We start from the raw sequence: 26,399 nt of genomic DNA, 5'->3' as shown, positions 1-26,399 counted from the left end.
AAACAACAACGGGAGCCCAATTATTTTCAGGTGTCCACGCTGATTAGCACACTGAGTAATAAATTTGAGACAGACTGGCGATTTGGTAGGATGTATGCGCGCGGCGAGCCGCTGGGCGCTGCACCCCACGAGCCGTCAAAAATACAAATGACTCACCATCCGATGCTCGCGGCCTGACCTCGGCAGGTCATCCGTGCATCGGGTCTGGAGAAGGGACATACCGATGGACATGCCGTCTAAGGGGGAGAATGCGCAGCTCATACGGATCACCTGGCCGTTCCTGGTCGTCATTCTTGTCCTCGTTTCGCTCGCCATTTTCAGTATCGACATCATGTCGTCGGTGCGTGCTTACATCGGCGGGGAAAGCATCTGGTCGAAGGGCCAGAAAGACGCGGCTTTCTATCTGAACCTGTACGCCGAAACCGGCTCCGAAAGCAGCTACAAGCAATATCTGACCGCCATGGAAGGCCCGCGCAACATGCACACGGCCCGTCTGGCGCTCGACCAGAGCAAGCCCGATACGGCTACCGCGCGCGCGGCGCTGATCGCGAGCGGCGTGGATCCGGACGACGTCAGCGACGTCATCTGGACCTTCAAGATGTTTCGCCACGTCAGCTATTTCAGCGAGGCGGTCGGTTACTGGTCACGCGGCGACGCCGAACTGGCGAAGCTGGAGCGGGTCGGCAACGAGTTGCATGCACGGGTCGAGGCCGGTGGGTTGCCCATGGCTCTCGTCGGTGCCTACAAATCGCAGATATGGACCATCAACGCGACCATTGCGCCGTTGTCATGGGGTTTCTCGCAGGTATTGAGTACCGCATTCCGCAAGACAGCGTCGCTGCTGCTGACCGTCGACCTGGTCGCCGCGCTGCTGCTCGTGTGCCTTTCGACGGTGCATGTGCGGCGGCTGATCAGGCAGCGGGGGCGCATTGAAGCCGCGCTCAAGCAGAGCGAGGCGCGCGCCAAGGCGACGCTTGGTTCGATCGGCGAGGCCGTGATCGCGACGGGGCCGTCGGGGCATATCGAATTCATCAACCCGGCGGCCGAGCGGATCGCCGGACGTCTGGCAGACGACTGTCTCGGGCGGCCATTGGTCCAGACCTTCAGGTTGCTGCACGCTGATAACCGCCAGCCGCTCAACCCGATCGAGGATGCCCGGGCGGGTACGCGCCCCGACGGCGAAGCCGCCGAAATGCTGCTGAAACGGCGTGACGGCGGCGAGATCCGCGTGCAGGCGGTGACGTCGCGGATCAGCGCCGCCGGCGCGAGTCCCACCACGGCGGATGCGGAATCCGGCTTCGTGCTGATCCTGCGCAACATGACGCGCGAGTACGAATATATCGAAAGCCTGGCCTGGCAAGCCACGCACGACGGGCTCACGGCGCTCGTGAACCGCGCCGAATTCGAGCGGCGCCTGCAACACGCGCTGGGGACGCGATGGAGCGAGGTGGCGTCGTGGCTGCCGGCGGCATCGGCGCTGCTGTTTCTCGATCTCGACCGCTTCAAGGTGGTCAACGACACCTGCGGTCACGCGGCCGGCGACGCCATGCTGCGTGAAGTCGCGTTGCGCTTCGAATCGAGCCTGCAACCGGACGACACGCTCGCGCGGCTGGGCGGCGACGAGTTCGGCGTGCTGCTGCAGGGTTACGATACCCCGGGCATTCAGGCGGTCGCGGAACGCCTGCGCGCATGCCTGAATGACTTTGTCTTCAACTGGGAGGCGCAGCCGTTCAGCACCAGCGTGAGCGTCGGCGTGGTCGACCTGCGTAATACGGAAATGAGTGTGGAAGAGGCCATGCGGCTCGCCGATATCGCCTGCTACATGGCGAAGGAACGCGGCCGCGACCGGGTGCAACTGGCGGACCTGGGCGACCGCGAACTGGCGCGCCACGCGAGCGAAGTATCGTGGGGACGACGGCTCAAGCACGCGCTCGAACACGATGACTTCTGCCTCTACGTGCAACCTATCGTGGCCGTGGGCGACGGCGTGCCCGCCTCCACGGAAGGGCAGCGCGCCGAATTGCTGCTGCGCATGCTCGACCCGGGCGTGCCCAACGGCGTGATCGCGCCGACCTTGTTCATTCCTGCCGCCGAGCGATATGGCCTGATGACGGCTATCGACAGGTGGGTGATCCGCAACGCCTTCGATATGCTTTCGTGTACCCGCCATAAGCGTTTCAAGGAATATGCGATCAACCTGTCGGGCGCCTCGGTGGGCGACGAACGTTTCCTCGGTTTCGTGCGCGAGCAATTCCAGCGCACAGGCGTCTCCCCTGGCATGATCTGCTTCGAAATTACAGAAACGACCGCGATTGCCAACCTGGCGTCGGCGGCGCGGTTCATGCATGAACTGAATGCGCTCGGCTGTCATTTCGCGCTCGATGATTTCGGCGCCGGGATGTCGTCGTTCGGTTACCTGAAGCATCTGCCGGTGGAGTATTTGAAGATCGACGGCAGCTTCGTGACCGACATGGTGCTCGATCCGGTGAGCCGCGAGATGGTCGCGGCCATCAACGAGATGGGCCATTCAATGAAATGCCGGACCATCGCGGAATATGTGGAAAGCGAAGGAATCCTGCGAGCGCTGCATGGGCTCGGGGTGGATTATGCGCAAGGGTTTTACATAGGAAGGCCAACGCTTTGGACAGAGCCGGCCGTTCAGACACTAGCTAAGGAGGCGTGATGGGGGGTGGGTTTACCAGAGAGGGCGACCTCAAGAACACAGCAAGCTACCCACTTTGGTTGCAGGAAGTTTTGTTGGAAACCGGCGCGGCAAAAAGCCGTGTGGCGTCTCATCCTCTTTTTCGATCCTTGCGCGACGGAGAGCTTGGCCTGCGTGAAATGCGTGCGTTCCTGATCAACGGCTGGCCGGTGATCAATCAGTTTCCGCAGTACATGGGCATGAACCTGCAGAAGATCGGACCCGAAGAAACGGTCGGCTCGCGCATGGCGCGGCGGTATCTCACGCGCAATATTCGCGTCGAGCAGAATCACGCTGATTATTGGGTCGACTGGGCCGCGGCCCACGATGTTTCGCGCGAAGATCTGCAAGCCGGCGAAGCGCCCGCGCTTGCATTTGCACTGAGCCACTGGTGTTGGAAAAGCAGCAATGCGGACCCGCTGCATGCGTCGATAGCGGCGACCAATTTTGCCGTTGAAGGTGTGACCGGCGAATGGTCGAGGCTGCTTTGCAGCCGCGACACGCTCGCGCACAGCTACCCTGAATCGATCCGCAAGACGGCCATGCGCTGGCTCAGGATGCACGCGCATTACGACGACGCACATCCGTGGGAAGCACTCGATATAGTCGCCACGTTGCTGGGCCGCACGCCGCGCATGGCCGACATCCGCGAAGTCAAACGCGGCATCCAGCGCAGCTATGAATACTTCGAGGTCAGCCTGAACTGTTGCCTCGAAGCGTAGCCGCGAGCCGCTTTATATCCTTACTTCGATAACTGCAGCTTGCCGTCCAGCCGCCGGTTCAGTCCGAGCGGATTGGCGGTTTTCAGCGCGTCCGGCAGCAGGCCGTCGGGCATGTCCTGGTAGCTCACTGGCCGCAGGAAACGGTCGATGGCGAGACTGCCTACGGAAGTCGATCGGCCGTCGGCGGTGGAGGGGAAGGGGCCGCCGTGGACCATGGCATGTCCAACCTCTACGCCCGTACCGAAACCATTCACGAGAATCCGGCCGGTGCGACGTTCGAGCGCCGGCAGGAAACGGCGGGCATCGTCATGATCCGCTTCGTCGATGTGCAAGGCCGCGGTCAACTGGCCTTCCAATTGCTCCACCAACTCGAGCACTGTGGCCAGGTCCGGGCATCGCACGATCAGTGAAGCCGCGCCGAAAATCTCCTCGTGCAATTCCGGGTTAGCGCGGAACGCTGCAGCGGTGGTCGAGAACAACGCTGCTTGCCCCTGCGTCACGCCTTTTGCCGCGCAGCCTCGCGCGAGCGTCTTGACCTCGCCGTGCTCCGCTGTTTTGTTCACAGCCGATTCGTAAGCCTTGTGAATACCCGGCGTGAGCATCGTGGCGGCGGGTATTTCGCCCAGGGCGGCAGCCGTTGCTTCGATGAACGCATCGAGCTCAGGACCATCGATGGCAAGCACCAGGCCAGGATTCGTGCAGAACTGGCCGGCGCCGAGCGCAAGCGAGCCGGCGAAGGCCTTGCCGATCGCCGCGCCGCGATTTTTCAGCGCGTGCGGGAACAGCAAAACCGGGTTGATGCTGCTCATTTCGGCGTAGACCGGGATCGGTTCGCGACGAGCCGCCGCGAGCTTCATTAACGCCGTGCCGCCGCCGCGCGAACCGGTGAACCCGACCGCCTTGATACGCCGGTCCGAGACGAGACCCTGGCCGATGTCGCGGCCGCTATCGAAGAGCAGGGAGAACGTACCTTCCGGCAAACCGCAGTCCGCGACCGCTTTCTGCACGGCGCGTCCGACCAGCGCCGACGTCCCTGGATGCGCCGAGTGAGCTTTCGCGATCACCGGACAACCGGCGGCCAGCGCGGAGGCGGTGTCGCCACCCGCGACCGAGAACGCCAGCGGGAAATTGCTCGCACCGAATACGGCGACGGGACCGAGCGGCACATAACGCAGTCGCAGGTCGACGCGCGGCAGCGGCTTGCGCTCCGGCTGCGCCGGGTCGATACGCACGCCGAGGAAATCGCCTTCGCGCACGACGGCTGCGAACATGCGCAACTGGCCGACGGTCCGGCCGCGTTCGCCTTCAATGCGTCCGCGCGGCAGGCCGCTTTCGGTCACGCAGCGCTCGATCAGGACATCGCCGATATCGAGGATGTTCTGCGCGATCGTTTCCAGGAATTTGGCACGGGTTTCAAGCGGCAGTTCGCGATAGATGTCGGACGCTTGCCAGGCGAGCGCGCAGGCTTGTTCCAGTTGATCGAGCGAAGCGCCGCCGAAGGCGGGCGCGAGCGGCTCGCCCGTGGCTGCATCGATGCCCTTGATCGAGCCGTTCGTGCCGCGAAGGGTGTGTTTGCCGATCAGCAGATCGCCGGAAATTTCCATGATGGTTTGAATCCTGTTGGTGTAATTAAAGTGTCCGGATTGCGTTGCTTGCCCCGCGCTGCTTGTCCCGCGTTACGTGCGTTACTTGCCCCAGCTCAGCACGAGCGGATCGAGGCGGCGCGCGACTTTCAGCAGGCCGGCGCGGGTCGACGGATGCATCGCTGCGAACGGGTGACGCGTGGTGTCGGAGCGGATCACGCCGCCTTCCATCATGAGCGCCTTGCAGGCGGCGAGACCGCACTGGCGGTTCTCGTAGTTGATGAGCGGCAGCCACTGCTCATACAGCGCTGCAGCGCCGTCCGTGTCGCCGGATGTGTAGGCATCGACAATCTTGCGAATGCCGTCCGGATAACCGCCGCCGGTCATCGCGCCGGTCGCGCCGGCATCGAAATCCGGAATCAGCGTGATGGCTTCCTCGCCGTCCCACGGGCCGATGATTGCATCGCCGCCGAGTTCGATCAGCTCGCGCAGCTTCGACGCCGCTTGCGCCGTTTCGATCTTGAAGTACGACACGTTCGCGATTTCCTTCGCCAGCTTCGCCAGGAACGCTGCGGAGAGCGGCGTGCCGGCGACCGGTGCGTCCTGGATCATGATCGGGATGTCGATGGCGTCCGACACGCGATTGAAGAACTCGTAGATCCCGCGTTCGCCCACGCGGATGGTCGCGCCGTGATAGGGCGGCATGACCATGACCATCGCGGCGCCCGCGTCCTGCGCGGCGCGGCTGCGGGCCGCGCAGACATCGCTGCTGAAGTGCGTGGTGGTCACGATCACCGGCACGCGGCCGGCCACGTGTTCCAGCACGGCTTTCTGCACGGCGGCGCGTTCGTCGTCGGTGAGCGCGAATTGTTCGGAGAAGTTGGCGAGGATGCACAGACCGTGCGATCCGGCATCGATCATGAAGTCGATCGCGCGTCGCTGGCCGTCCAGGTCGAGGCGTCCGGAGGCGTCGAAAACGGTCGGGGCAACGGGGAACACGCCGCGGTAGGTCGCGCGGTGAGTCGGATTGGACATCGGAAGTCTCCATTGTGTATTTGAGGGAACTATAGGTGCTGGCAGAAGGCGCTGTATAGTGAAACCTTTCCATCTCGTGATCGCTTTTGCGACTCACCCTTACTTATTTGACTTACCGTTGACCACTACACCCCTCCAAGGTTTGACGAACGCGCGATGAAATCCACGCTGGATGTATTAATGGGCCGCTTGCGCATGAGGCAGTTGCAGTTGCTGATCGCGCTCGATGACCACAAGTCGCTGCATAAGGCCTCGAGCGCGATGTCGATGACGCAATCGGCCGCGAGCAAGGCGCTCGCCGAGCTTGAGTCAATGCTGGAAGCGCCATTGTTCGAGCGCGCGAAGAAGGGGCTCGTGCCGAACCAGTTCGGTTTTTGCGTCATCCGTTACGCGCGGCTGCTGGCGGCCGACCTGACCTCGCTGTGCCAGGAAGTCGCCGATATCCGCTCGGGCACGGGCGGCCGTCTGGCGGTTGGCGCGATCATGGGCTCGGTGCCGGAGTTGGTCGTGCCGATCCTGAACGAGTTGCAAGCGTGCAATCCGGGCTTGTCGATAGAAATCGTGGAGGACACGAGCGCGCGGATGCTGGCGCTGCTTGACGAAGGGCGGCTGGACCTCGTCGTTGGCCGCTCGATTGTCAGCGATGAACCGTCGAGATATCTCTATCAGCCGCTTGGCGACGAGCCTTTATCGGTGGTAGTGGGCTACGATCATCCGCCGTTTGCGGCCGGTGAGCTGACGTTTGCCGATCTGGATGGGCATCGCTGGGTCACGTACCCGAGCGCCATGCCGATGCAGGCGCTGTTGCAGCGCGAGATGGATCTGGCGGGGGCGCAGGTGCCCGTGAGCGCGATCTCGACGGCGTCGACGTTCGTGACGGTCGCGCTGCTGCAATGTAGCGCCGACCTGGTGTCGGTGCTGCCGGCGGGGGTTGCCAGGCTGTTTTGCAAACATCGCATGCTGCGCACGCTGCCGATCGGATTCAAGTCGAAGTCGCAGACGTTCGGGATCGTGACGCGCAAGGTGGGGGTATTGTCGCCGTCGGCACGTCAGTTTGTTCAGCGCTTGATGGACGCGAGCGAGTCGATGCCGCTCGCGGCGGCAAGCGGAGACTGACGCTGGGGAACTGACGCTGGCCGGCCGGGCATGGGCGCGCAAACCAATCCGACCACGCCGGTATTGCGTCGTCTTATACTTTAGTCACTCGCGTCCAATACCCGGACCGGGCGTTCCGGCGGGCATTACCACTGCTTGCGGGCATCAGCATGACTCCAGGCGCCGATCAGGCGCGCTACGGCCTTACGGATCCCGGGCATGAGCCAAATTACCAGTGGCGCCTTGAAGGGCCTTGCCAGCGCCTTGCGTGGGCAGCAGAAGCAGCTTACCGACCACTGGATGCAACTCGTCTTTGGCGACGCCGAGGTAGAGCATTCCGACGATCTCACTTACCGGCAGCTTGCCGATCATGTCCCGCGCATTTTCGACGAAATCTGTCTGGTGCTCGAATCGCAGGATATGGATTCGCAGGAGCACGCGATCGAACGCGACGCGCGCGAACACGGAAAATGGCGCTGGCAGCAGGGGTATCGTATAGATGAACTGGTCCGGGAGCTTGATCTGTTGCGCCAGGTTTTGCTTGCGGCCATTGGTGATTTCGCGCAGAAGCATCCCTCGTTCGACCGCAAGCGCGAGGAACGCGCGCGCCTGATCACCGACCAGACGCTCAGTTTCGTTACGCTTGCCTCCGTTCGCGAGGCGATGGGCGAACGCGACCGGAAACTCGATGAATACACCGGCATGCTGGAGCGAGCGAATCAGGAACTGACCTTGCGGCAACGGTTGATCAGCGACCTTTACGAAACGCGCATGCAGGTTGCCCGGCGTGTCGCTCACGACCTGCGCAACTTCCTGAACGTATTCGCCACCGTGCTGCAATTGATCGGCCGCTCGCAGGCGAAAAACGACCGGGCGATCGCGCTCGCGAAACGGCAAGTCAGCGACATGGCCACGCTCGTCGATGAAATGGGCGAATACTCGAAAGTGCTCGGCGATGATTCCATCCTGACGGTCGAGCGTTTCGACCTGACCGAACTCTTCGACGAACTCACGCTGCTTTGCCGGGCGTCTGCCAGGGTGAAGGGGTTGACGCTCAAGGGGCGCGTCGATCCAGCATTGAGCATGATCACGTCCAACCGGCTGAAGATGAAGCAGATTGCGCTGAACCTGCTGTCCAACGCAATCAAATACACCACGACGGGCGAGGTGGAGCTGGCGTTCATCACGTCGGGCGCGAAACACTGGACGCTGCGTGTGTCGGACACGGGCATGGGAATCAGCGAGGAGGATCGCGAACGGGTGTTCGAGGAATTCGAACGCGCGGCTTCCGACGAAATTCCCGGCACCGGATTGGGACTGGCGATCGTGAAGGAACTGGCGCGCGAACTGCAGGGCGTGATCCGCTTTGAATCGTACAAGGGCCGCGGCAGCGTGTTCGAAGTGCGTTTTCCGCTGGTGCTTGAAATCGAGGGCGGGGCTTCGGTGGGGTGAGGCTGGACGGTCAGAATATTTCCGTTGTACCAAAACCGCCTGCCGTCAGTTTCCCTAGCAGACATGCTCAATCAGTTTTTCGACCCATCGGCGATTTATCCGCATTGAGTTCCCGTTAGATAACCATAGACGTTCGTTACGTGTTTAGGCGCCCGCAACGGCCAAACAGGCCGACAAAAGACGCAAGGGTCATAGGTTGATCAGATGATCGTCAAACCCCGCTGCTAGGGACCACCACCGGTCCCCTGGCCGACCGCGACCCAATGCACCATGCGGGGGGAGCTGTCCTCGCGTGGCGGCTTTCGAAGCTCAGTGGCGAGCGCATGCTCCCACGTACCCGGCAGACCAATCTCGATCGATAACGCATCTGGCATCAACATCGGCACGGTCGGCAGCGAGCATGCGCTGACAACGCGGCTGGTCTCCAGGTCCGCTGATTCGCGTACGAGTTGACTCTACCGTCGGTCGTCCCATTGGCTGCTGGTATCTCCAGTTTCGTTGATACCAACATCCTACGCAGACAAAGTTCCGATAACAACGGAACAGGACACTAGTTCATCGCGGCCACATCGGCGACCAAGTCGTTCCAGTACGAGGGCAAGGTGTTGTACGCGTTATTTGTCGTCAGGTAAACACTGCCCGCTTTATTCTTGACCGCGAGCGACAGCGCGCTCTTCAAATCGCTCTGCGTCTCACCGTACACCATATGCACGAAACGGCTAGTCGGCATGCTGTTCTGCCACGATTCGGGCTTGTAGCTGGTGTATTTGGCCTTCGTGTCTTCGAACAGAACGAACTGATCTGCTGTTTGCGGCCACGGCGTTGCGTAGCCCGCGGGAACGTTGCTGCCCGGATTGCCCATGACCGTGTACGAACTCGACAGTCCCTTGATAAAGCTATAGATCGACTTATAAAATCTGATGTGCGACGCGTTGGTATCGTTGCTCATCTGGTCGATGAAAAAGCCATTGAGCTTTTTATAGTTAGTGACGTACGCGTTGATGTCTGCCTCGACCGCAGATAGCGAGCGCATGGGCCCGTCGGCGTCGGAACCAACGCGTGACGCAATGTAGCCATATACCTTGCCGCCTGCAGCCTGAACTTTCTGAATATAAGGATTGTATTCTGCCGCCGCATTCTTCACCGCGGCTGGGGTTTTTCCTGGGCCGCTGTCCGGATTGAAAATGACGATGAGGGGTACCTTGGCCGCTGCCGTCACGAGATCGTTCCAGTACTTGACGGTGCTGCCGCTCGGGTCAAAGTAAGCGGGTACGGTGATGGACATACTCATTCTGAAATCCTCCAAATAGCGGCCTGATTGGCCATCCTTCAAAAAGTGCCGCGCATGCGACGCTTTCCTTGCTGACGAGCTGTGCTCACGATCATTCCCTCTCATAAATTAATAAGAATACCGAAATAACCTAAGTGAGAAAAATTCGTTCTCGGAATCTGAGTGAAACGACTCGTCGAAAATGAGCATAACAAACGGCAGACCACTCATGCGCGATTAATGTGTCACGCGTGTGCGGTGGATTGACGCAAGACAGAGTCGTGATCAGGATAGTGATATTGATCTGCATCACCTAGTGTTCTATTCCGTTTTCACTGAACTATGTTTGTGTAGGATGTCGTTATCAACGGAACTGCAGATACCAGGCTGCCAACGGGTGGACCGGACTTCGAGTTGACGTTGAGCGAGGCCGAACAATCGCAACTTGCTTAGGTGGCTCGCCATCGAGCGGTCTTGCATTCGTATAGTGTTCATATACACTATACGAATGATCAAGAGCTTTCGACACAAAGGGCTGGAGCGGTTTTTTCTAACCGGATCAAAAGCTGGCATTACCGCCGCTCATGCGGGGAAACTGCAGGTTCGCCTGACGGCGCTCCATGCCGCGACGGGTCCCGATGACATGAACGCTGCGGCGTGGAAGCTTCACCCGCTCAGCGGGCAGAACGCGAAGAAACAGGATGTCGAAGGTCACTGGTCAATATGGGTAACCGGCAACTGGCATTTGACGTTTTTTTTCGAAGAAACAAATGCTGTTCTTGTTGATTACCAGGACTATCACTAAGGAGCCGACGATGACATCGATGTATAACCCGGCGCACCCCGGACTGGTGTTGCGCGACTACCTGGGCGAACTCAGTATTACGACCGTTGCTGAGCGGCTTGGCGTTACGCGCGCCGCGCTTTCGCGCATTCTCAATGGTCACGCCGGGATTTCGGCCGACATGGCTGTATTGCTTGGTGCCGCGCTCGGAACGTCGGCCGAAATGTGGACCATCATGCAGGCGCGCTACGATCTGTGGCAGGCACAACAGAAACCGCACCGGAAGGTTGAGCCATTTCCCGAACTGGCACGAGCGGCCTGACGCGCAATCGCCTCGCCTGAACCGCCTTGGAGGCGGTTTTTTTACACCCAAAGAATGTGCAGCTTCGCTGGTCCCGCTTGGCTTCATATCCGGTTTCTCCCCCCGGTTCAGTTGGTTTTCACGAGGTTAGTCTCCTGCAGTCCCGCAGCAAACGGCCGTCGTTGCGTGTCGCTGGACCCGATGTTTCGATGTTTCCCGGCACCGCTGCTAAGCATAGAAGTTTTATGTGGTTCCAGTATTTTTCCTTTTGTTTAACATCGTGTGGCTAGCATTTGCTGATGCTCGTTGCCGTGCCCGGGCGCGGCGAGCCACCCGGACAAAAGGAGTCTTCAACCGATGGCAGACGTATTCGCCCGCCGGGCATCCGTTCTCCATTCGCATCTTGATCCCGACGCAAATTCCACCGTCGCGCAGAAACCCAATCATGCGGGTCCGGTGTCTCCATGGCTGCGTTATGTGTCGTGGAGCATGCCGGTTCTGCTGCTGATCGTGTGGGAGTTGTTCGCGCGTCTCGGCGCGCTGTCGCCGAACGTGCTGCCCGCGCCGTCGAAGGTCGCTCTCACCGCATTCGAACTCGTGAAAGAAGGGCGTCTGATCGGCGACATGGCGGTGAGTCTGCTGCGCGCCGCAACCGGTTTCGTCATTGGCGGCTCGATCGGGTTCGTGCTCGGCACGGCCGTGGGCTTTTCCAAAGTGGCTGAGGCATTTCTCGATCGCAACATCCAGATGCTGCGCGCCATTCCATTTCTTGCAGTGTTGCCGCTGGTGATCGTGTGGTTCGGCGTGGGCGAGGCAGGCAAGATCTTTCTGGTGTCTCTCGGCGTCATGTTCCCGATCTACATCAATACCGTTCTCGGGATTCGTCAGGTCGATCCCAAACTGATCGAACTCGGCCGCGTGCTCGGGCTGTCGAACTGGACGCTGATCCGGCGCATCGTGCTGCCCGGCGCGTTGCCCTCGGTGCTTGCCGGCGTGCGTTATGCGCTGGCCACGGCGTGGCTCGCGCTGGTGGTGGCGGAGACCATTGCGACCAGTACGGGCATTGGCTTTCTCGCGATGGACGCACGCGAATTCCTGCGTACCGATGTGATCGTGATGACCATCGTGATCTATGCCGCGATCGGCGTGCTGGCGGATTCGCTGGCGCGTTTCCTCGAGCGCCGGTTGCTCTCATGGCACGTGAATTTTGCGAAGGTGTCCCGCTGATGAGTGCAACTTTGAAGTCGTCGGGACCGGCGGTTGTCGTGCGTAATCTGCGGCGTTTGTACGGAGAACGAATCGTTATCGATAGTTTGAACCTGCGGATCGAGCGGGGCGAATTCGTCGCTTTGCTGGGCGAAAGCGGCTGCGGCAAGACCACTTTGCTGCGGGCGTTGTCGGGGCTTGATCCTATCGACGGTGGTTCGATTGACGGGCCGCGTTTGCCGGCTATCGTGTTTCAGGAGCCGCGTTTGTTGCCGTGGGAGACGCTCTCTCGCAACGTCGCGCTTGGGCTTGCGCCGGGTCCGAAAAGCCTTGCGGCCGCGCAAGCGGCGCTGGCAGAAGTGGGGCTGGGCGAACGCCTGGAAGACTGGCCGCGTAACCTGTCCGGTGGCCAGGCGCAGCGGGTGGCGCTGGCGCGTGCGCTTGTGCAGGAGCCGCAACTGTTGCTGCTCGACGAACCGTTTGCCGCGCTCGACGCGTTGACGCGCATCAAGATGCAGCGTCTGGTGAAGCATTTGATCGAACGGCATCAGCCGGGTGTATTGCTCGTTACGCACGATGTAGATGAAGCGATTGCGCTCGCGGATCGCGCGCTGATCATGCGGAGCGGCGCGATTGCCGCCGAGTATCGTGTGACGGATGCCGCCAGGCCCGCACTGCGGGAGACATTGCTCGCGCAACTTGGCGTGGACGATACGGCAACTCACTAGTCCCCAGCGTCTCATCCCATTCAATTTGTCTTGCCTCTCGCCCGCCTTCAACGGCGGGCGCGATTCCGTTCATCTGTTCGATTCCATCCCGCCATGTCAAATCCAAGTTCTTCTATCTGGTCGCGCCGCCGCTTCCTCCAAACCACCGTGGCTGCATCGGCGTTGGCCACCGGCCTCGCCGCTTGCGGCAGCCGGAAAACCGACACGGTTCGCCTTGGCTGGGGACTCGGCGGCTTGCCGATGCTCGCAAAGGTCCGCGGCGAATTCGAAAAAACCCTCGCGAAAGACGGTATCAAGGTGGAGTGGATCGGACCCTTCCCCAATCACGCGCCATCGCTCGCAGCGGTCACCGGCGGCAGCGCGGACTTCAGCTTCGGCGGCAGCACGACACCCGCGTTGGCGGCAATGATCGCGGGTTCGCCACTCGTGTTCACGCAGTTTTGCGTCGTTGATCCGCGCAGCACGGCGATCATTGCGAAGGACGGATCGGGTATCAACCGGGTGGAAGATCTGGTGGGCAAGACGGTAGCGGTGAATCGTTCAGGACTCGGCGAATTCCTGCTTGTGGCCGCACTCGAAAAACACAAGGTTCCACGCGATGCGGTGAAGATCGTTTATCTGAATCCGCCCGACGCGGCGCCCGCGTTCTCGCAAGGCAAGATCGATGCATGGTCGATGTGGAGCCCCGGCGTGGACATTGCGCGTGCGAACTACAAAGGCCACAACATTTTCCTCGAAGGTCGGGACCTGGATTTCCAGATCGATTTCAATTCCTATGTGACCACGCGCAAGTTCGCCGAGGACAACGCCGATCTGGTGAAGGCGGTCAATGCCGCATACGGACAGGAAGCGAAATGGGCATCGGACAACTCGCTCGAAGCCGAGACGATCGCCCAGCAGCAGGGTCATTACAGCGACGAAGTCCGCGATACGCTCAGCAGCATGAAGCGCAAGTTCAACATGCACGGCGTCGGCGACAAAGCCTTCGTGCAGGAGCTGCAGAAAGCAGCGGACTGGCTGGCGGCGCGCAGCGTCCTGCCGCAGAAGATCAACGTGTCGGACTATCTCGCGAAGGTTTGAAGGGTTGTCGTGCGGCATTGAGCGGGGCATGCTGTAGCGCCTCCGACGCGGTATCTTGTCCTTCAAGCAGGGTGGGTTCAGGAAGACTCGGACCGACAGAAATCAGGGCCTATACCCTGCGCGATGAGCAGGATCAGAGACCGGAATCCGCGAGGTGGCGCCCCGGCAGCAGAATCTGCTGTCGGGGCGCCATCGGACGAAACCGCATGCTGATGCTGATCTCGACATCAGTTACGGCTGCTGCCATGAGTCAATACACTGTGAGCTCATCCTGTGAACAACTGAGGGCAAACTGTTATGAGACTCACCGACTTCGACACGTTGACCTTTGACTGCTATGGCACCTTGATCGATTGGGAGACCGGGATTTTCGAAGGCCTGCGTCCCCTTCTTGAGCGCGTCAAGCAGCCGCTGACGCGCGATCAGGTCCTTGAGGCTCACGCACGCCATGAATCCTCGCAGCAGAAATACACGCCTGCCAAGCGGTATCAGGAACTGCTGCCTATTGTCTATAAACGACTGGCCGAAGAATGGCAGGTGCCGTTCACGCTGGGCGACTGCGTAGCGTATGGAAAGTCGGTGCAGAATTGGCCGGCTTTCGAAGATGCGGCAAGCGCCTTGCAATACCTCAAGAAGCATTACAAGCTCGTTGTGCTCTCGAACATCGATAACGAAAGCTTCACCTACAGCAATGCGAAACTGCAGGTCGAGTTCGACGCGATCATCACGGCCGAAGACGTTGGTTCGTACAAGCCGTCAGCACGTAATTTCGACTACATGCTGGACAAGCTTGGTGACCGTGGGATAAGGAAAGAAACAATCCTGCATACCGCCGAGAGCCTGTTTCACGATCACAAACCCGCAAACGAATTTGGCCTGGCGTCGTGCTGGATTTATCGCCGCCACGATCAGGGAGGCTTCGGTGCGACAATGAATCCGGGCCAGCAGCCCAAGGTGGACTTCCGTTTCAACAATATGGCTGACCTGGTGAAAGCGCATCAGGAAGCCTTGCTGCAAAAGTAACGCCTTGATAGCGTCCGCCGCCTCGTTGATTCGAACGCGCAGGACGTCGCGCGGCGGGCCGGGGCCGCATGAAGGGCCGCGCAGTCCAACGCGATTTATTTTCTTGGGAGGTTCACGTGCGGCTTACCGATTTCAAGGCGCTCACCTTCGATTGTTACGGCACGCTGATCGACTGGGAACGCGGTATAACGGCGAGTCTCATGCCTCTGATCAACCGCCTTGAGAAGCCGTTGACGCGTGACGAGGTGCTTGAGGCGCATGCGCGTCACGAATCCTCCCAGCAGCGCTACACGCCGGAGATGCCTTATCGGGATCTGCTCGCCGTCGTCTTCAAGCGGCTCGCGGAGGAATGGGGCGTTCACTATACGATGGACGAGGCTGTAGCATACGGACGGTCAGTGGGGCAGTGGCCTGCGTTCCCTGACTCCGCGAGTACGCTTCAATATCTCAAGAAGTACTTCAAGCTGATCATCCTGTCGAACGTTGACAATGAAAGTTTTGCCGACAGCCGCTCGATGCTGCAAGTAGACTTCGACGCGGTCATCACAGCGGAAGATGTCGGTTCTTATAAACCGTCTCATCGCAACTTCGACTACATGTTTGATATTCTCCCTTCCCTTGGCGTGCGCAAGGAAGAGACGCTGCACATTGCCGACAGCATATTTCACGATCACGAACCGGCGGCTGAGCTTGGCATAAAATCTTGCTGGATCTATCGTCGGTTCGAGCAGCGGGGCTTTGGCGCCACAATGCGCACGCTCAATGAGCCGACGGTTGAGTTCAAGTTCACGAGCATGGCGCAACTGGTGAAGGCGCACCACGAAGAGCTAAGCAGAGGGTGACCGGATAGACCCGCCTGCGAAATCACCGGACGCGAGAGCACGACATGACCACTCGACAGAAACTGGATCGGATCGACATCAAGATCCTGGCGGAACTGCAGAAGAACGGCAATATAACGAATGCAAATCTGGCCAACGCAGTCGGGCTATCGCCGAGTCCATGTCTTCAGCGGGTCAAACGGCTCGAATCGTCGGGGATCATCTCGGGATACGGCGCGCGTCTCAATCTTGCGAAGCTGACGACTACGGTGACGGTGTTCACCGAGGTAATGCTGCAAGACCATCGGCGCGAGGATTTCATACGGTTTGAGGCGAACGTTAGGGAGATCGACGAGATCATCGAATGTCATCTGGTCAGTGGAGGGTATGACTATCTGTTGAAATTTCTCGTCGGCGATATCGGCCACTATCAGGAGGTGGTGGAAAGGCTGCTGGATCTCAACATTGGTATCGAGAAGTACTTTAGCTATATCGTCATCAGGTCGCCGTTCGTGAAGCACGCCGCGCCGCTGGACAGACTGCTGTCGGACGAACTGTGAGGTGGGGCTGGGTTGTTGGGGTTAGTGGTCGGGTTGATGCCGGGTTGGTGCTTTCGGCCTTAGCGGTCTGCGAGAGTCGGATTTTCTCTTTATCACTATTAGCCACTGTGCGTGGCGGCACGTCATTTCTTTGTCCAAAGCGACAAAGAAACGAAGCAAAGAAAGCGCTTTTAAACCACGCTACCCTAAGTGTCCACAGCGTGCAGTTTTCATTCATAGGTGCCCCAAAAGCACGGTGCTCGCCAGAGCCACGGATGTGTGAAACCCTCCTTCTCGCGAATCCTGACACGAACACGCTTCGCCCCGTACGCTCTCGGGCAAGCACGAGGTGCCTAGGAACCGGGGCGGCCTCACGCGTCCTTACCGCTTGATTTCTTGGTCGGTTAGCGTTCATCCTGACATGAACACGCTTCGCCACCAGTGCTCTCGGGCAAGCACGAGGTGCCCAGGAACCGGGGCGGCCTCACGCGTCTTTACCACTCGATTTCTTGGTGGGTTAGCGTTCATCTCCTAACATGAACACGCTTCGCCACCAGTGCTCTCGGGCAAGCACGATGTGCCCAGGAACCGAGGTGGCCTCACGCGTCTTTATCACTTGATTTCTTCTTGGGTTAGCGTTCAGGGCATAGGAACAACGTTCGCTGTGCCCAGACGTCTTGCGACGACGGCGGTTGACGACCTTGCGGCGGCATTTATTGTCCACGACCGCGCGACAGTGGAATTGCAACGGGTCGGCGGCGCCGCAACGGTAGTAAAGAAACTCATGGGCGTTGCCCGATGTCGCCGCCGTTCACGTTAGCCGATTTGGTTCAGGCCCGAACTGCTTCGAGTTCCTTCTTGCTCGCTTTGCTGTCCTCCTTTGCCACTGCCGCGTGTACCAGCGGCAACAGATCGCGGCCGTAACCCAGCGCGTCTTCCAGCGGATCGAAACCTCGGATCAGGAACGTCGAGATGCCGAGACGGTAATACTCGATCAACGCTTCCGTCACCTGTTCGGGCGTACCGACCAGCGACGTGGAGTTGCCCGCCGCTTTTGTCAGCGCGGCGATGCCGGTCCACAGACGCTTGTCCACCACGGTTCCCTTCGCCGCTTCGGCAAGCAAGCGCTGCGAACCGACATTCTTGGGTTCACTCGGTCGCCGTGTGAAGTTAGGATTACTTTTCACTGCTTCTGTCGCGCGTGCGAGGATCGATTCCGCGCGTGCCCATGCGGCATCTTCGGTCGAAGCGATGATCGGGCGCAGCGAAAGGCTGAAGCGGATTGCGTTTTCACGGCCATACGGCTTGGCGGCGGCGCGCACCCGGGCAATGGTTTCGGCGACCTGGGCCAGCGACTCGCCCCACAGCGCGAAAACATCGGCGTGCTTGCCCGCGACCTGGATTGCGGCTTCCGACGAACCGCCGAAATACACCGGTAGATGCGGTTTCTGCAGGGGACGAACCAGCGATCGGTGACCTTTCACCCGATAGAATTCACCCTCATGATCAAATGGCGTTTCGCTGGTCCATGACCGCTTCACGACATCGAGATATTCATCGGTGCGCTTGTAGCGGTCGTCGTGCTCGAGGAAGTCGCCGTCGCGTTGTTGTTCGGTATCGTCGCCGCCGGAGATGATGTGCACGGCGGTGCGGCCTGCGCTGAAGTGATCGAGCGTGGCGAGCTGACGGGCGGCGAGTGTCGGCGCGACAAAGCCCGGCCGATGCGCAAGCAGGATGCCCAAGCGCTTGGTTTGTTGCGCGACGAACGACGCGATCTGGAAACCGTCTGGGGACGCACTTGAGTGAGCGATTAGCACGCGGTCGAAACCGCCATATTCGTGCGCTTGCGCGACTGCGGCGATGTACGGCGGATTGACCGCGGGTCCATGCGGTAAGTGGATTTCACTTGATTCCTGATGGCTCACGTAGCCGATGAATTCAATGCTCATAGTAAAATAACTCCTTGGGTTTTTTGCTCGCGCCGGTGGACGGGTTTTGGTGGTTTTTGGGTTAGTGGTTGGGGCGGGGTTCGGGGTTCGGGGTTCGGGGTTAGTGGTCGGGGTCAATGCTGGGTTGGTCGGTTCTGGGGTTAGCGGTCGGGGTTGATGCCGGGTTGCTGCTTTCGGCCGTGGTGGTCTGCGAGAGTCGGATTTTCTCTTTATCACTATTAGCCACTGTGCGTGGCGGCACGTCATTTCTTTGTCCAAAGCGACAAAGAAACGAAGCAAAGAAAACGCTTTAACCGCTCTATGAGGTTCCCTCGATATTTCGTCTTCCAGTAGGTGGAACTTATGCAGCTTGCTCGCCCTGATTTTGTTCACTGATCCAGCGGTCGAGATACTGGATTGGTGACCTGTAGCCGAGCGTTGAATGCTGCCGTTTGCGGTTATAAAAGACTTCAATATAGTCGAAGCTCGCCGCCTTCATTTCGGCGTGTGTGGCGTAACGCACGCCATGATACCGCTCGTTTTTAAAGCTGTTAAACCAGCTTTCAGTGGGGGCGTTGTCCCAGCAGTTGCCCTTGCGACTCATCGAGCAGGTCATGCCATATTCTTTGAGCTTGTCTTGGAACGCGTGGCTGGCATATTGGCTGCCCCGATCCGAGTGATGCATGACGCCCGCGGCCGGCCGGCGGCGAAACCAGGCCATCGCCAACGCGTCCGTCGCAATGTCTGCCGTCATGCGCGGCTTGAGCGACCAGCCAATTACCTCGCGGTTGAACAGGTCCAAAACGACAGCCAAATACAGCCAGCCCTCGTCGGTCCAAAGGTACGTGATGTCCGATGTCCAGACCTGGTTCGGCGCTGCCGGAGTGAAGTTGCGATCGAGCAGGTTCTCAGCCACCGGCAAGCCGTGCTTTGAGTCCGTGGTGACCTTGTAGCGCCGCTTGTGACGAGCGTGGATGCCATTCTCACGCATGAGCCTTTCGACTCGCTGCTTGCCGGCGCTGAAGCCTCGCAGGCGCAATTCACGCATCATGCGCGGACTGCCGTAAGCGCCCTTGAGTTCGGCATGAATGGCGCCAATCAAGGCCAGCATTTGATCATCGGTCAACCGCTTGCGATCAGGCGTGCCGCCGCGCTTCCACGCTCTGTAGCCACTGATGCTAACGTCGAGCACCACGCACATTTCAAGCAGCGCGAACGCCTTGATATGCGTGCCAATCCAGGCGTACTTCACAGAACATCCCGCGCGAAGTACGCCGCTGCTTTTTTTATGATCTCGTTCTCCCGCTTCAAGCGAGCGACCTCGGAGCGCAGGTGGGACAGCTCCATTGCTTCCGGCGTGACGACCTTGCTGCCAGCCCCCGTCAGCTTGCCCGCCACAGCGGCCTTAATCCAGTTGCGCAGACTCTGGCTGCTCAAGCCGAGCTCCTTCGCCGCTTCCGTGATCGTCTGTCCATCGCTCACGCGTTTGACAGCAAGTTCCTTGAACTCTGCCGTGTACGCCTTTTTCGGTATCTTCTTCATTTCTAGTCTTTCCAAAGTAACGTCAATTTTACGTCACCTGTGGAAGGCTAAATTTCGGGGGAAGCTCACTACCCTAAGTGTCCACAGCGTGCAGTTTTGATTCATAGGTGCCCCAAAAGCACGGTGCTCGCCAGAGCGAAGGATGTGTGAAACCCTCCTTCTCCGAACACCGATACCCACACGCTTCGCCACCAGTGATTGAACCTGCCCAAGGGGCACCCCGCGCTATCCGCGGACGACCCCCACCAATTTGTACGCACCTCGAACCACGCCGCCAACCTACTAAGTAGTAAAGCCCCAACAATGCTTAAGGCCGTAACCGACGAAAATACCGGTGTAGGCCGCGTAGTCAATTCACCAAAGACTGAGGCAGTAAATACGCGTTACGTCGAGCTGCTGCGGATTAAGCTGTGACCTACGAAATAAGCGAACCGATCAAGCAGCCAACCCACCAAAAAACGAAGCATGCAGAACGCGTGAGGCCGTACCGGTTCCTTGGCCACACGTGCTTGCCCGAGAGCGTACGGGGCGAAGCGTGTTCGTGTCAGGATTCGCGAGAAGGAGGGGTTCACACATCCTCCGCTCTGGCGAGCACCGTGCTTTTGGGGCACCTATGAATAGAAACTGCACGCTGTGGACACTTAGGGTAGAGCGGTTAAAGCGCTTTCTTTGCTTCGTTTCTTTGTCGCTTTGGACAAAGAAATGACGTGCCGCCACGCACAGTGGCTAATAGTGATAAAGAGAAAATCCGACTCACGCAGACCACTAACGCTGAAAGCAGCAACCCGGCATTAACCAGAACCGCTAACCCGGAATCTAGCAACCGACCAACCCCGCCCACCCAACCCATAAACCCCCACCACCCTCAAGACAAAAACGCGGCTTCGTGCGCGCTAAACCCCACCCGCCCAAGCGCGCCGAGCAACGCATCATTCTGCGGCGTATGAATCCGCGAACACAACACATCCCGATGATGACGTTCGAGCGCATTGTTACGGCTCAACCCCGGATTGCCGCTTGCCTCGACCGCGAGTTCAACAGCAGTGATCGCGTTCTGCGTAACGAGATACTTGATAGCGGGTGCTTCATGCAGCGGAATGTCGCCGTGCGAACCCGCATCCAGCAGAACGCGATTGTTAAGCAGCAATGCATCGATACGGCCAAGCGTCTGCTGGAAACTGCCCAGACTCGACAACGGCGCACCCAGGTTGGCAGGCTTGCGATCCGCAGCCCAGGAAGCAAACCAGTCACGCGCAGACCGGGCGACAGCATCGTAGATCGACGAAAGCAGCACATTCATCCACAACGTGGTGACCGGGTCCATGCCGCTCGCGGCAATCTCGGGAGAATTCAGGTCGACTGCGTGAGCCACGGGAACACGCACGTTCTCGAAGATCACTTCGTGACTGCCGGTTGCACGCATACCGAGGTGGTTCCACGGCTCACCGAAACGGATACCCGGTGTATCACGATGTACGAGGAACGTCCCCACACGCGGCGAACTTTCGTCCGTGCGGCCCCAAACAGCAAACCATGTCAGGCCCGGACTGCCTGTCGAATAAATCTTGCTGCCGTTGAGAATCCACGCGTCGCCGCTATCGGTCAGACGACCGATCGTGCCGGGCAAACCGCCGCGCGAGGGAGAGCCCAATTCGGGCTCCACACGCAGCGAGTTGATGAGCGCGCCGTGTTCCACCGCATCGCGCGCCACCTGTTCCTTCAGCGCTTGCGGCCAGTTCAGATTGGCCTGCAAGCGCAGATGATAAAGACACTGCATCACAAGGATCAACGCCGTCGACGGCTCACCCCGTGCAACCGCGCGCACTACCTTGAGCACTTGCGGGAGCGTCGCCTGACGGCCGCCAAGCGCTTGCGGCACCGTCAGCGCAAGCAAGCCGGCGCTTCGCAAACGCGCGAGGTTGTCGTCGGGAAAGATCGCATCACGATCCAGCGCGCCCGCGCTCGCAGCGAAATCCTGAGTGAGCGCGGCGAGCCATTGATCGGCAGCGGCGCTGTCGAGATCGGCGAGGGCGTCAAGCGCGATCGGGTCCTGCAAGGCTGTGGGTGGATGCCGTACGGTCATCGGAAGGTCCGTTGATAAAATATTCTTAGTGCGCCGTGAACTGGGCGTCGAAACTCGGTGTTACGTCCAGCGTCGTCTTGATCACGCCTGCACGAACGTAGAGGTCGGCGGTGCGTTGCTGCTCGGCGATTACCTTGCTGTCGATCGCGATCGGCTTTAATTGCGCCCGCTGATAGACGACCTTCAGCACATCGGCGGGCAGGTGCGTGACGCGCGACTGGATAGCCGCGACCTCGTCGGGATGCGATAACGCCCATTGTTGACCAGCGGCTACGCGACGCACGAAGTCATCGATTTGCGCGCGTTTGGTCTTGATCGATTCGTCGGTAGCCGCCTGAAAGCTCAGCCCCGATGAAAGTCCCACACCATTCGCCACGCTGCGGTTGTTATCGCGCAATTCACCGAGCGCGACATACGGGTCCCATGTAGACCATGCATCGACGTTGCCCGACTCCAGCGCTGACTTGGCATCGGCGGGTTGCATGAACTCAAGGGTCACGTCAGAGAGCTTGATGCCCGCACGTTCCAGCGTCGCGATGGCCAGAAAATGGCCGATGGAACCGCGTGTGGTCGCAATGCGTTTGCCTTTCAAATCGGCTGCGTTCTTGATGGGTGACCCGGCCGGCACGAGAATCGCGAGGTCGACCGGTTGTGAGCGGGTTGCCGCTACCGCACGCACACGCGCACCGGCGGCGTAAGCGAAGATCAGCGGCGCATCGCCGAGCCCACCTATATCGATTGCGCCCGCGTTCAAGGCCTCACCAAGCGGTTGCGCGGCGGGAAAGTTGAACCACTCGATCTTGTACGGCACATCTTTCAACTGACCGGATGCCTCAAGAATGCCGCGTGTCTGCAATTGCTGGTCGCCAACCTTCAGAACAGGTTCGGCTACCGAAGCAAGAGGACGCAGCGCAGTGAATGCAGTCAGCGCGGCGATCAACAGGAGGCTGCGTCGTTTCATGAATCGTCCATCAGGAAAAAGCATTCACGATACGATTCGCCGCGGCATTAGACAAACGCATTGTTCTGCTTTGCTAATCGCCGGAATTGGAATGACGCGGATCGGGCCGAGCCGCGTCATGTCTGATGTTTCAGATCACGAAGAAGCCATGCGTGCCGTCACGTTCGAGTTGCGCGACAAGGCCGTACTCCCACTCAAGGTACGCGTTCATTGCTTCGTGCGGAGCGTCGGTGCCTTCATATGGACGCCGATACCGGTCGATACGCGGCGACGCCAGATGCGTCTCGCCCTTCGCAAGCGGCAAGCCTGCCGCAGTCCAGGCAGCGGTACCGCCTTCGAGCAACAGCACCGGCTTCGATGTGAGCGCCGCCACTTCAGGTCCGGCGAACGCGGCAAGCGCGCTCGATCCGCACGTGACCACGTATTGCTTCCCATCCGGCAATGCAGGCAGGTCGAGCGCAAGCCGCGAGCGCACGGTCCACCATGCGCCGGGAATGTGTCCCTTCACATGGTTGGCGCTCGCCGTGAAGTCGAGCACGATGGTCTGGCTCGCGGGATCGTCGAGCAAGGCGGCGAGGTCGCTCGCGGTGATCGTGGGCGTGGCGGCGGGCAGCGGTTTCACGGCGCGCCATGGGCCTTGTTCGGTCAGATCGGCGCTTGTCGCGCCGTCGATTACATACACGTCGATGTTCATCTGCGCGAGCCATGACGCCGTCATGTTGGCGCGTACGCCGTCGTCGTCGAAGAGGACCACGCGAGCGCCTCGGACCGGCGCGAACATCTCCGTTTCCTGCACGAGCTGGCCGCCCGGCGTGCCTTGAAAACCTGCTGCATGCGCATGTTCGTATTCGGCCGGCGTGCGGACATCGAAACGATACGTCGTGCGTTCCGCATCGTCCGCCCAGCGTTGTGCGTCCGTTAGCGTCGTGCGTGTCACGCCCGCGCGATCGGCCACGGCGCGAGCTGATTCACGCGAAGCGGCGTCGGTGCGGCCGTCGTCGGTGGCGAACTGCCGCGCGCTGCCATGGGCGAGCGACTGGCCCGCGAGCAACCAGCCGATCGTGCCGTTGCGCAACGCGGCCACCGGGTTCGGAATGCCGGCATTCACCAGCGACTGCGTGCCGATGATGCTGCGCGTACGCCCCGCGCAATTCACGATCACGCGTGTCTTGGGATCGGGCGCGAGCGCACGGGCACGCAACACGAGTTCAGCGCCCGGCACGCTGATGCTGCCGGGGATATTCATCGTCTGATATTCGTCGTAGCGGCGCGCGTCCAGCACGACCACGTCCTCGCCGCTTTTCAGCAGCGCATCGACTGCTTCAGCCGATAACGCCGGCGTATGCTGCTTCGCTTCCACGAATTCGCCGAACGCCTTGCTGGGGACGTTGACATCGCGGAACACTTCGCCGCCCGCGCGTTCCCAGCCTTTCAGGCCGCCTTCGAACAACGCAACATCGGTATAGCCGAGTTCTTCGAATCGTCGTGCAGCGCGTTCCGCGAGACCTTCGCCGTCATCGAGCAGAACGATCGGCACGCTCTTGCGTGGCAGCTTGGTAAAGGCGTCGAGTTCGATCTTCGACAGCGACAGGTTCGCTGCAAACAAGGGATGACGTTGCGCGTGCGGATCTTCTTCGCGGACATCGAGGAATGCAATTTCGCGCTTTGAAAGCAGGGCGTCGCGCACGTCGTTGAAGCTGCGCTGGGGAATGGCGCTCATGAGTCGAGTCGTTCCTTCGAGGGGTTCCAGAGGTTGGGAAGCGTATCGTTTGTATAACCGGAGACGAACGGTTTCGGCGGACCATCGGGAGGATAGACGTGTCGCGAGATGCCGCCGATGTTCGCACCGTACACATGAATGCTGATGGACACACGGTCGTCGAACGCATTGCTCACGCGATGAATATCGCCGATGGAAGGCGACACCGCCGCCACTGCGCCACGTTCGAGTAACTGGTCTGCGCCCGATGTGACGAGCGCTCCGTGGTCGCTGCGTGCATACGAGCGTGCAACTTCCGCGCCGCGCAATACGCCGACGAGGCCCCATACCGTGTGATCGTGGACGGGCGTTTGCTGACCCGGTCCCCACACGAAGCTGACGACCGAGAAGCGTTGACGGGCATCGGCGTAGAGCAGGAATTGCTGGTAGCGATCAGGCGACGGTTGCGCGTAGGCATCGGGCAGCCAGTCGTCTTCGGCTATCAGTTTGCTCAGCGAAACCGCACCTTGTTCGAGCAGGTGCGCTTCGGGTAAATTTTTATCGACGAGTTGCGCAATCTCGCTTATGAATCCGCGCAGTTTTTCGTGGCTCATCGTTTAGTACAGCTTCAGGCCGCGTGTGCAATATGCGAGGTCAGTTCACGCGTGGCCGGGATCAACTCGCGACCGTAATCGAGCGTGTCTTCCAGCGGATCGAAGCCGCGAATCAGGAACGTGGTTACGCCAAGCGCATGATATTCGGCCAGCGTTTGCGCCACTTGTGCCGGCGTGCCAACGAGTGCCGTCGAATTCGATCGGCCGCCAATCTCCTTCGCCACGCCGGTCCACAGGCGATCATCTGCGCGCACGCCATCGCCCGCTGCGGCCAACAGGCGGCGCGCGCCTTCGCTTTGCTGCGGCGTTGCTTCACCGAGGCCTTGCTCGGCACGCAGCCGCCGCGTTTCAGCAAGAATATGTTCCGCACGTTCCCACGCGGCCTTTTCCGTTGCCGCAAGAATCGGTCGGAACGATACGGAGAAGCGCACGTTGCGCCCATGTTTTGCCGCTTCGGCGCGAACGCGGGTGACCTGTTCGCGCACCTGTTCCTTCGATTCGCCCCACAGCGCGTAGACGTCCGCGTGCTTGCCCGCGACTTCGATAGCCGGTGCCGATGCGCCGCCGAAATAGATCGGTACATACGGGGCTTGCTTGGGCTTCACTTCTGAGAACGCTTTTTCGAAGCGGTAATAGCGGCCTTCGTGATCGAAGGGTTCGGATTCGGTCCACACGCGCCGCAGGATCTGCAGATATTCATCGGTGCGGGCGTAGCGTTCGTCGTGTGAGAGAAAGTCGCCGTCGCGGCGTTGTTCGACGTCACTGCCGCCCGAGATGAAGTGGACCGCGAGGCGGCCGCCGCTTAGCTGATCGAGCGTGGCGAGCTGGCGTGCGGCGAGAGTTGGCGCGACGAATCCCGGGCGATGCGCGAGCATGAAGTGAATGCGCTGCGTGACGCCGGCGGCGTAGCCGACGGTCAGCATGGCATCGGGGCTGGTCGACTGATAGGGCACGAGAATGCGGTCGAAGCCGGCCTTTTCGTGCGCCTGGGCGAAGTCGCGGAGGTAGTCGATATCGATTGCCGGACCGCTCGCCAAATGCGTCTCCGACACTTTTTGCTGCTGGATCATGCCGATGAATTCGACGCTCACGAAAGACGCTCCTCGTTGATTCACACTGTAAGGCAGTGCGTGAAGAGACGCTTCAGGACGCTGCCGATAGCTTCAAAGGCTAACATCGGCTGACGCAGATCTTAAATATCAAAACGAGCTAAACATATGGGGCGGGGGCGG

23 protein-coding genes are annotated in these 26,399 nt (G+C 60.0%); 12 read left to right on the top strand and 11 right to left on the bottom strand.

Annotated features, from left to right (window positions below; genetic code table 11):
- Positions 1-223: 223 nt before the first annotated feature.
- Positions 224-2,683, top strand: a complete 2,460-nt coding sequence (locus ACSQ8V_RS26750) for a putative bifunctional diguanylate cyclase/phosphodiesterase (RefSeq protein WP_436207702.1) — start codon at positions 224-226, stop codon at positions 2,681-2,683.
- Positions 2,683-3,423, top strand: coding sequence for a TenA family transcriptional regulator (locus tag ACSQ8V_RS26745; RefSeq protein WP_436207701.1), 741 nt, complete (start codon positions 2,683-2,685; stop codon positions 3,421-3,423). Before ACSQ8V_RS26750 ends, ACSQ8V_RS26745 begins: the two co-directional genes overlap by 1 nt.
- Before the next feature lie 20 nt (positions 3,424-3,443).
- Here ACSQ8V_RS26745 and ACSQ8V_RS26740 read toward each other — a convergent pair whose 3' ends face one another.
- Positions 3,444-5,027: an aldehyde dehydrogenase (NADP(+)) gene (locus tag ACSQ8V_RS26740; protein ID WP_436184611.1), complete on the bottom strand. Its 1,584-nt coding sequence runs from the start codon at positions 5,025-5,027 to the stop codon at positions 3,444-3,446.
- A gap of 81 nt (positions 5,028-5,108) precedes the next feature.
- A complete protein-coding gene (locus tag ACSQ8V_RS26735) occupies positions 5,109-6,041 on the bottom strand; it encodes a dihydrodipicolinate synthase family protein (RefSeq protein WP_436184610.1) in 933 nt (310 codons plus the stop codon).
- A 156-nt stretch (positions 6,042-6,197) separates the two neighbouring features.
- Here ACSQ8V_RS26735 and ACSQ8V_RS26730 point away from each other — a divergent pair, with 156 nt between their 5' ends.
- Together ACSQ8V_RS26730 and ACSQ8V_RS26725 are read left to right on the top strand one after the other, a co-directional pair.
- The gene (locus ACSQ8V_RS26730; RefSeq protein WP_436207700.1) at positions 6,198-7,157 is read left to right on the top strand and encodes a LysR family transcriptional regulator; all 960 of its coding nucleotides are present in this window, start codon (positions 6,198-6,200) and stop codon (positions 7,155-7,157) included.
- 198 nt (positions 7,158-7,355) lie between these two features.
- Positions 7,356-8,588: a sensor histidine kinase gene (locus tag ACSQ8V_RS26725; protein WP_436207699.1), complete on the top strand. Its 1,233-nt coding sequence runs from the start codon at positions 7,356-7,358 to the stop codon at positions 8,586-8,588.
- A 224-nt stretch (positions 8,589-8,812) separates the two neighbouring features.
- Here ACSQ8V_RS26725 and ACSQ8V_RS26720 read toward each other — a convergent pair whose 3' ends face one another.
- Both ACSQ8V_RS26720 and ACSQ8V_RS26715 read right to left on the bottom strand, forming a co-directional pair.
- Entirely contained in the window at positions 8,813-8,968 is a 156-nt protein-coding gene (locus ACSQ8V_RS26720) for a hypothetical protein (RefSeq protein WP_436207698.1), read from the bottom strand.
- A gap of 170 nt (positions 8,969-9,138) precedes the next feature.
- Complete coding sequence (locus tag ACSQ8V_RS26715; RefSeq protein ID WP_436207697.1) at positions 9,139-9,879, bottom strand: spherulation-specific family 4 protein; 741 nt, start codon at positions 9,877-9,879, stop codon at positions 9,139-9,141.
- Positions 9,880-10,366: 487 nt separating this feature from the next.
- On the opposite strand from ACSQ8V_RS26715, the gene ACSQ8V_RS26710 reads away from it, so the two are divergent.
- The 8 genes from ACSQ8V_RS26710 (at position 10,367) to ACSQ8V_RS26675 (ending at position 16,361) form a co-directional block, all read left to right on the top strand.
- Positions 10,367-10,663 carry a type II toxin-antitoxin system RelE/ParE family toxin gene (locus tag ACSQ8V_RS26710; RefSeq protein ID WP_436207696.1) on the top strand — a complete coding sequence of 99 codons (297 nt, stop codon included), beginning with the start codon at positions 10,367-10,369 and terminating at the stop codon, positions 10,661-10,663.
- A 10-nt stretch (positions 10,664-10,673) separates the two neighbouring features.
- Positions 10,674-10,964, top strand: a complete 291-nt coding sequence (locus ACSQ8V_RS26705) for a HigA family addiction module antitoxin (protein ID WP_436207695.1) — start codon at positions 10,674-10,676, stop codon at positions 10,962-10,964.
- A gap of 336 nt (positions 10,965-11,300) precedes the next feature.
- Positions 11,301-12,170: an ABC transporter permease subunit gene (locus ACSQ8V_RS26700; protein WP_436207694.1), complete on the top strand. Its 870-nt coding sequence runs from the start codon at positions 11,301-11,303 to the stop codon at positions 12,168-12,170.
- Positions 12,170-12,877 carry an ABC transporter ATP-binding protein gene (locus ACSQ8V_RS26695; protein WP_255631834.1) on the top strand — a complete coding sequence of 236 codons (708 nt, stop codon included), beginning with the start codon at positions 12,170-12,172 and terminating at the stop codon, positions 12,875-12,877. The genes ACSQ8V_RS26700 and ACSQ8V_RS26695 overlap by 1 nt, the downstream gene beginning before the upstream one ends.
- Before the next feature lie 93 nt (positions 12,878-12,970).
- Complete coding sequence (locus ACSQ8V_RS26690; protein WP_436207693.1) at positions 12,971-13,957, top strand: NrtA/SsuA/CpmA family ABC transporter substrate-binding protein; 987 nt, start codon at positions 12,971-12,973, stop codon at positions 13,955-13,957.
- 297 nt (positions 13,958-14,254) lie between these two features.
- Complete coding sequence (locus ACSQ8V_RS26685; protein WP_436207692.1) at positions 14,255-14,980, top strand: haloacid dehalogenase type II; 726 nt, start codon at positions 14,255-14,257, stop codon at positions 14,978-14,980.
- A 116-nt stretch (positions 14,981-15,096) separates the two neighbouring features.
- Positions 15,097-15,822 (top strand): haloacid dehalogenase type II, encoded by a 726-nt coding sequence (locus tag ACSQ8V_RS26680; RefSeq protein ID WP_436207691.1) that lies wholly within the window; start codon positions 15,097-15,099, stop codon positions 15,820-15,822.
- Between the two features lie 44 nt (positions 15,823-15,866).
- Positions 15,867-16,361 carry an Lrp/AsnC family transcriptional regulator gene (locus ACSQ8V_RS26675; protein WP_436207690.1) on the top strand — a complete coding sequence of 165 codons (495 nt, stop codon included), beginning with the start codon at positions 15,867-15,869 and terminating at the stop codon, positions 16,359-16,361.
- 809 nt (positions 16,362-17,170) lie between these two features.
- Here ACSQ8V_RS26675 and ACSQ8V_RS26670 read toward each other — a convergent pair.
- The 7 genes from ACSQ8V_RS26670 to ACSQ8V_RS26640 form a co-directional block, all read right to left on the bottom strand.
- The gene (locus tag ACSQ8V_RS26670; RefSeq protein ID WP_436207689.1) at positions 17,171-18,289 is read right to left on the bottom strand and encodes an LLM class flavin-dependent oxidoreductase; all 1,119 of its coding nucleotides are present in this window, start codon (positions 18,287-18,289) and stop codon (positions 17,171-17,173) included.
- Between the two features lie 340 nt (positions 18,290-18,629).
- A protein-coding gene (locus ACSQ8V_RS26665) for an IS3 family transposase (RefSeq protein WP_436204582.1) occupies positions 18,630-19,810 on the bottom strand; the annotation gives its coding sequence in 2 pieces (ribosomal slippage) (positions 18,630-19,558 and positions 19,558-19,810; 1,182 coding nt in all).
- Between the two features lie 865 nt (positions 19,811-20,675).
- On the bottom strand, positions 20,676-21,893 hold the full coding sequence (locus tag ACSQ8V_RS26660) for an acyl-CoA dehydrogenase family protein (protein ID WP_436207688.1): 1,218 nt from the start codon (positions 21,891-21,893) through the stop codon (positions 20,676-20,678).
- A 25-nt stretch (positions 21,894-21,918) separates the two neighbouring features.
- Entirely contained in the window at positions 21,919-22,854 is a 936-nt protein-coding gene (locus tag ACSQ8V_RS26655) for an ABC transporter substrate-binding protein (protein WP_255631810.1), read from the bottom strand.
- Positions 22,855-22,984: 130 nt separating this feature from the next.
- Entirely contained in the window at positions 22,985-24,574 is a 1,590-nt protein-coding gene (locus ACSQ8V_RS26650) for a rhodanese homology domain-containing protein (RefSeq protein WP_436207687.1), read from the bottom strand.
- Complete coding sequence (locus ACSQ8V_RS26645) at positions 24,571-25,167, bottom strand: cysteine dioxygenase (RefSeq protein ID WP_436207686.1); 597 nt, start codon at positions 25,165-25,167, stop codon at positions 24,571-24,573. Before ACSQ8V_RS26645 ends, ACSQ8V_RS26650 begins: the two co-directional genes overlap by 4 nt.
- Positions 25,168-25,181: 14 nt before the next feature.
- Positions 25,182-26,258, bottom strand: coding sequence for an LLM class flavin-dependent oxidoreductase (locus tag ACSQ8V_RS26640; RefSeq protein ID WP_436184600.1), 1,077 nt, complete (start codon positions 26,256-26,258; stop codon positions 25,182-25,184).
- Between the last annotated feature and the right edge of the window lie 141 nt (positions 26,259-26,399).

The organism is Caballeronia sp. LjRoot31, assembly GCF_964253885.1.
Classification (GTDB): domain Bacteria; phylum Pseudomonadota; class Gammaproteobacteria; order Burkholderiales; family Burkholderiaceae; genus Caballeronia.
The sequence above is the reverse complement of the archived record's forward strand: the minus strand, read 5'-3'. Positions and strand labels throughout refer to the sequence as shown.

Bases quoted from the DNA above. Each gene is read 5' to 3' on its own strand.
- ACSQ8V_RS26750 (WP_436207702.1), top strand. From the start codon at position 224: ATGGACATGCCGTCTAAGGGGGAGAATGCGCAGCTCATACGGATCACC.
- ACSQ8V_RS26745 (WP_436207701.1), top strand. From the start codon at position 2,683: ATGGGGGGTGGGTTTACCAGAGAGGGCGACCTCAAGAACACAGCAAGC.
- ACSQ8V_RS26740 (WP_436184611.1), bottom strand. From the start codon at position 5,027: ATGGAAATTTCCGGCGATCTGCTGATCGGCAAACACACCCTTCGCGGC.
- ACSQ8V_RS26735 (WP_436184610.1), bottom strand. From the start codon at position 6,041: ATGTCCAATCCGACTCACCGCGCGACCTACCGCGGCGTGTTCCCCGTT.
- ACSQ8V_RS26730 (WP_436207700.1), top strand. From the start codon at position 6,198: ATGAAATCCACGCTGGATGTATTAATGGGCCGCTTGCGCATGAGGCAG.
- ACSQ8V_RS26725 (WP_436207699.1), top strand. From the start codon at position 7,356: ATGAGCCAAATTACCAGTGGCGCCTTGAAGGGCCTTGCCAGCGCCTTG.
- ACSQ8V_RS26720 (WP_436207698.1), bottom strand. From the start codon at position 8,968: ATGTTGATGCCAGATGCGTTATCGATCGAGATTGGTCTGCCGGGTACG.
- ACSQ8V_RS26715 (WP_436207697.1), bottom strand. From the start codon at position 9,879: ATGAGTATGTCCATCACCGTACCCGCTTACTTTGACCCGAGCGGCAGC.
- ACSQ8V_RS26710 (WP_436207696.1), top strand. From the start codon at position 10,367: ATGATCAAGAGCTTTCGACACAAAGGGCTGGAGCGGTTTTTTCTAACC.
- ACSQ8V_RS26705 (WP_436207695.1), top strand. From the start codon at position 10,674: ATGACATCGATGTATAACCCGGCGCACCCCGGACTGGTGTTGCGCGAC.
- ACSQ8V_RS26700 (WP_436207694.1), top strand. From the start codon at position 11,301: ATGGCAGACGTATTCGCCCGCCGGGCATCCGTTCTCCATTCGCATCTT.
- ACSQ8V_RS26695 (WP_255631834.1), top strand. From the start codon at position 12,170: ATGAGTGCAACTTTGAAGTCGTCGGGACCGGCGGTTGTCGTGCGTAAT.
- ACSQ8V_RS26690 (WP_436207693.1), top strand. From the start codon at position 12,971: ATGTCAAATCCAAGTTCTTCTATCTGGTCGCGCCGCCGCTTCCTCCAA.
- ACSQ8V_RS26685 (WP_436207692.1), top strand. From the start codon at position 14,255: ATGAGACTCACCGACTTCGACACGTTGACCTTTGACTGCTATGGCACC.
- ACSQ8V_RS26675 (WP_436207690.1), top strand. From the start codon at position 15,867: ATGACCACTCGACAGAAACTGGATCGGATCGACATCAAGATCCTGGCG.
- ACSQ8V_RS26670 (WP_436207689.1), bottom strand. From the start codon at position 18,289: ATGAGCATTGAATTCATCGGCTACGTGAGCCATCAGGAATCAAGTGAA.
- ACSQ8V_RS26660 (WP_436207688.1), bottom strand. From the start codon at position 21,893: ATGACCGTACGGCATCCACCCACAGCCTTGCAGGACCCGATCGCGCTT.
- ACSQ8V_RS26655 (WP_255631810.1), bottom strand. From the start codon at position 22,854: ATGAAACGACGCAGCCTCCTGTTGATCGCCGCGCTGACTGCATTCACT.
- ACSQ8V_RS26650 (WP_436207687.1), bottom strand. From the start codon at position 24,574: ATGAGCGCCATTCCCCAGCGCAGCTTCAACGACGTGCGCGACGCCCTG.
- ACSQ8V_RS26645 (WP_436207686.1), bottom strand. From the start codon at position 25,167: ATGAGCCACGAAAAACTGCGCGGATTCATAAGCGAGATTGCGCAACTC.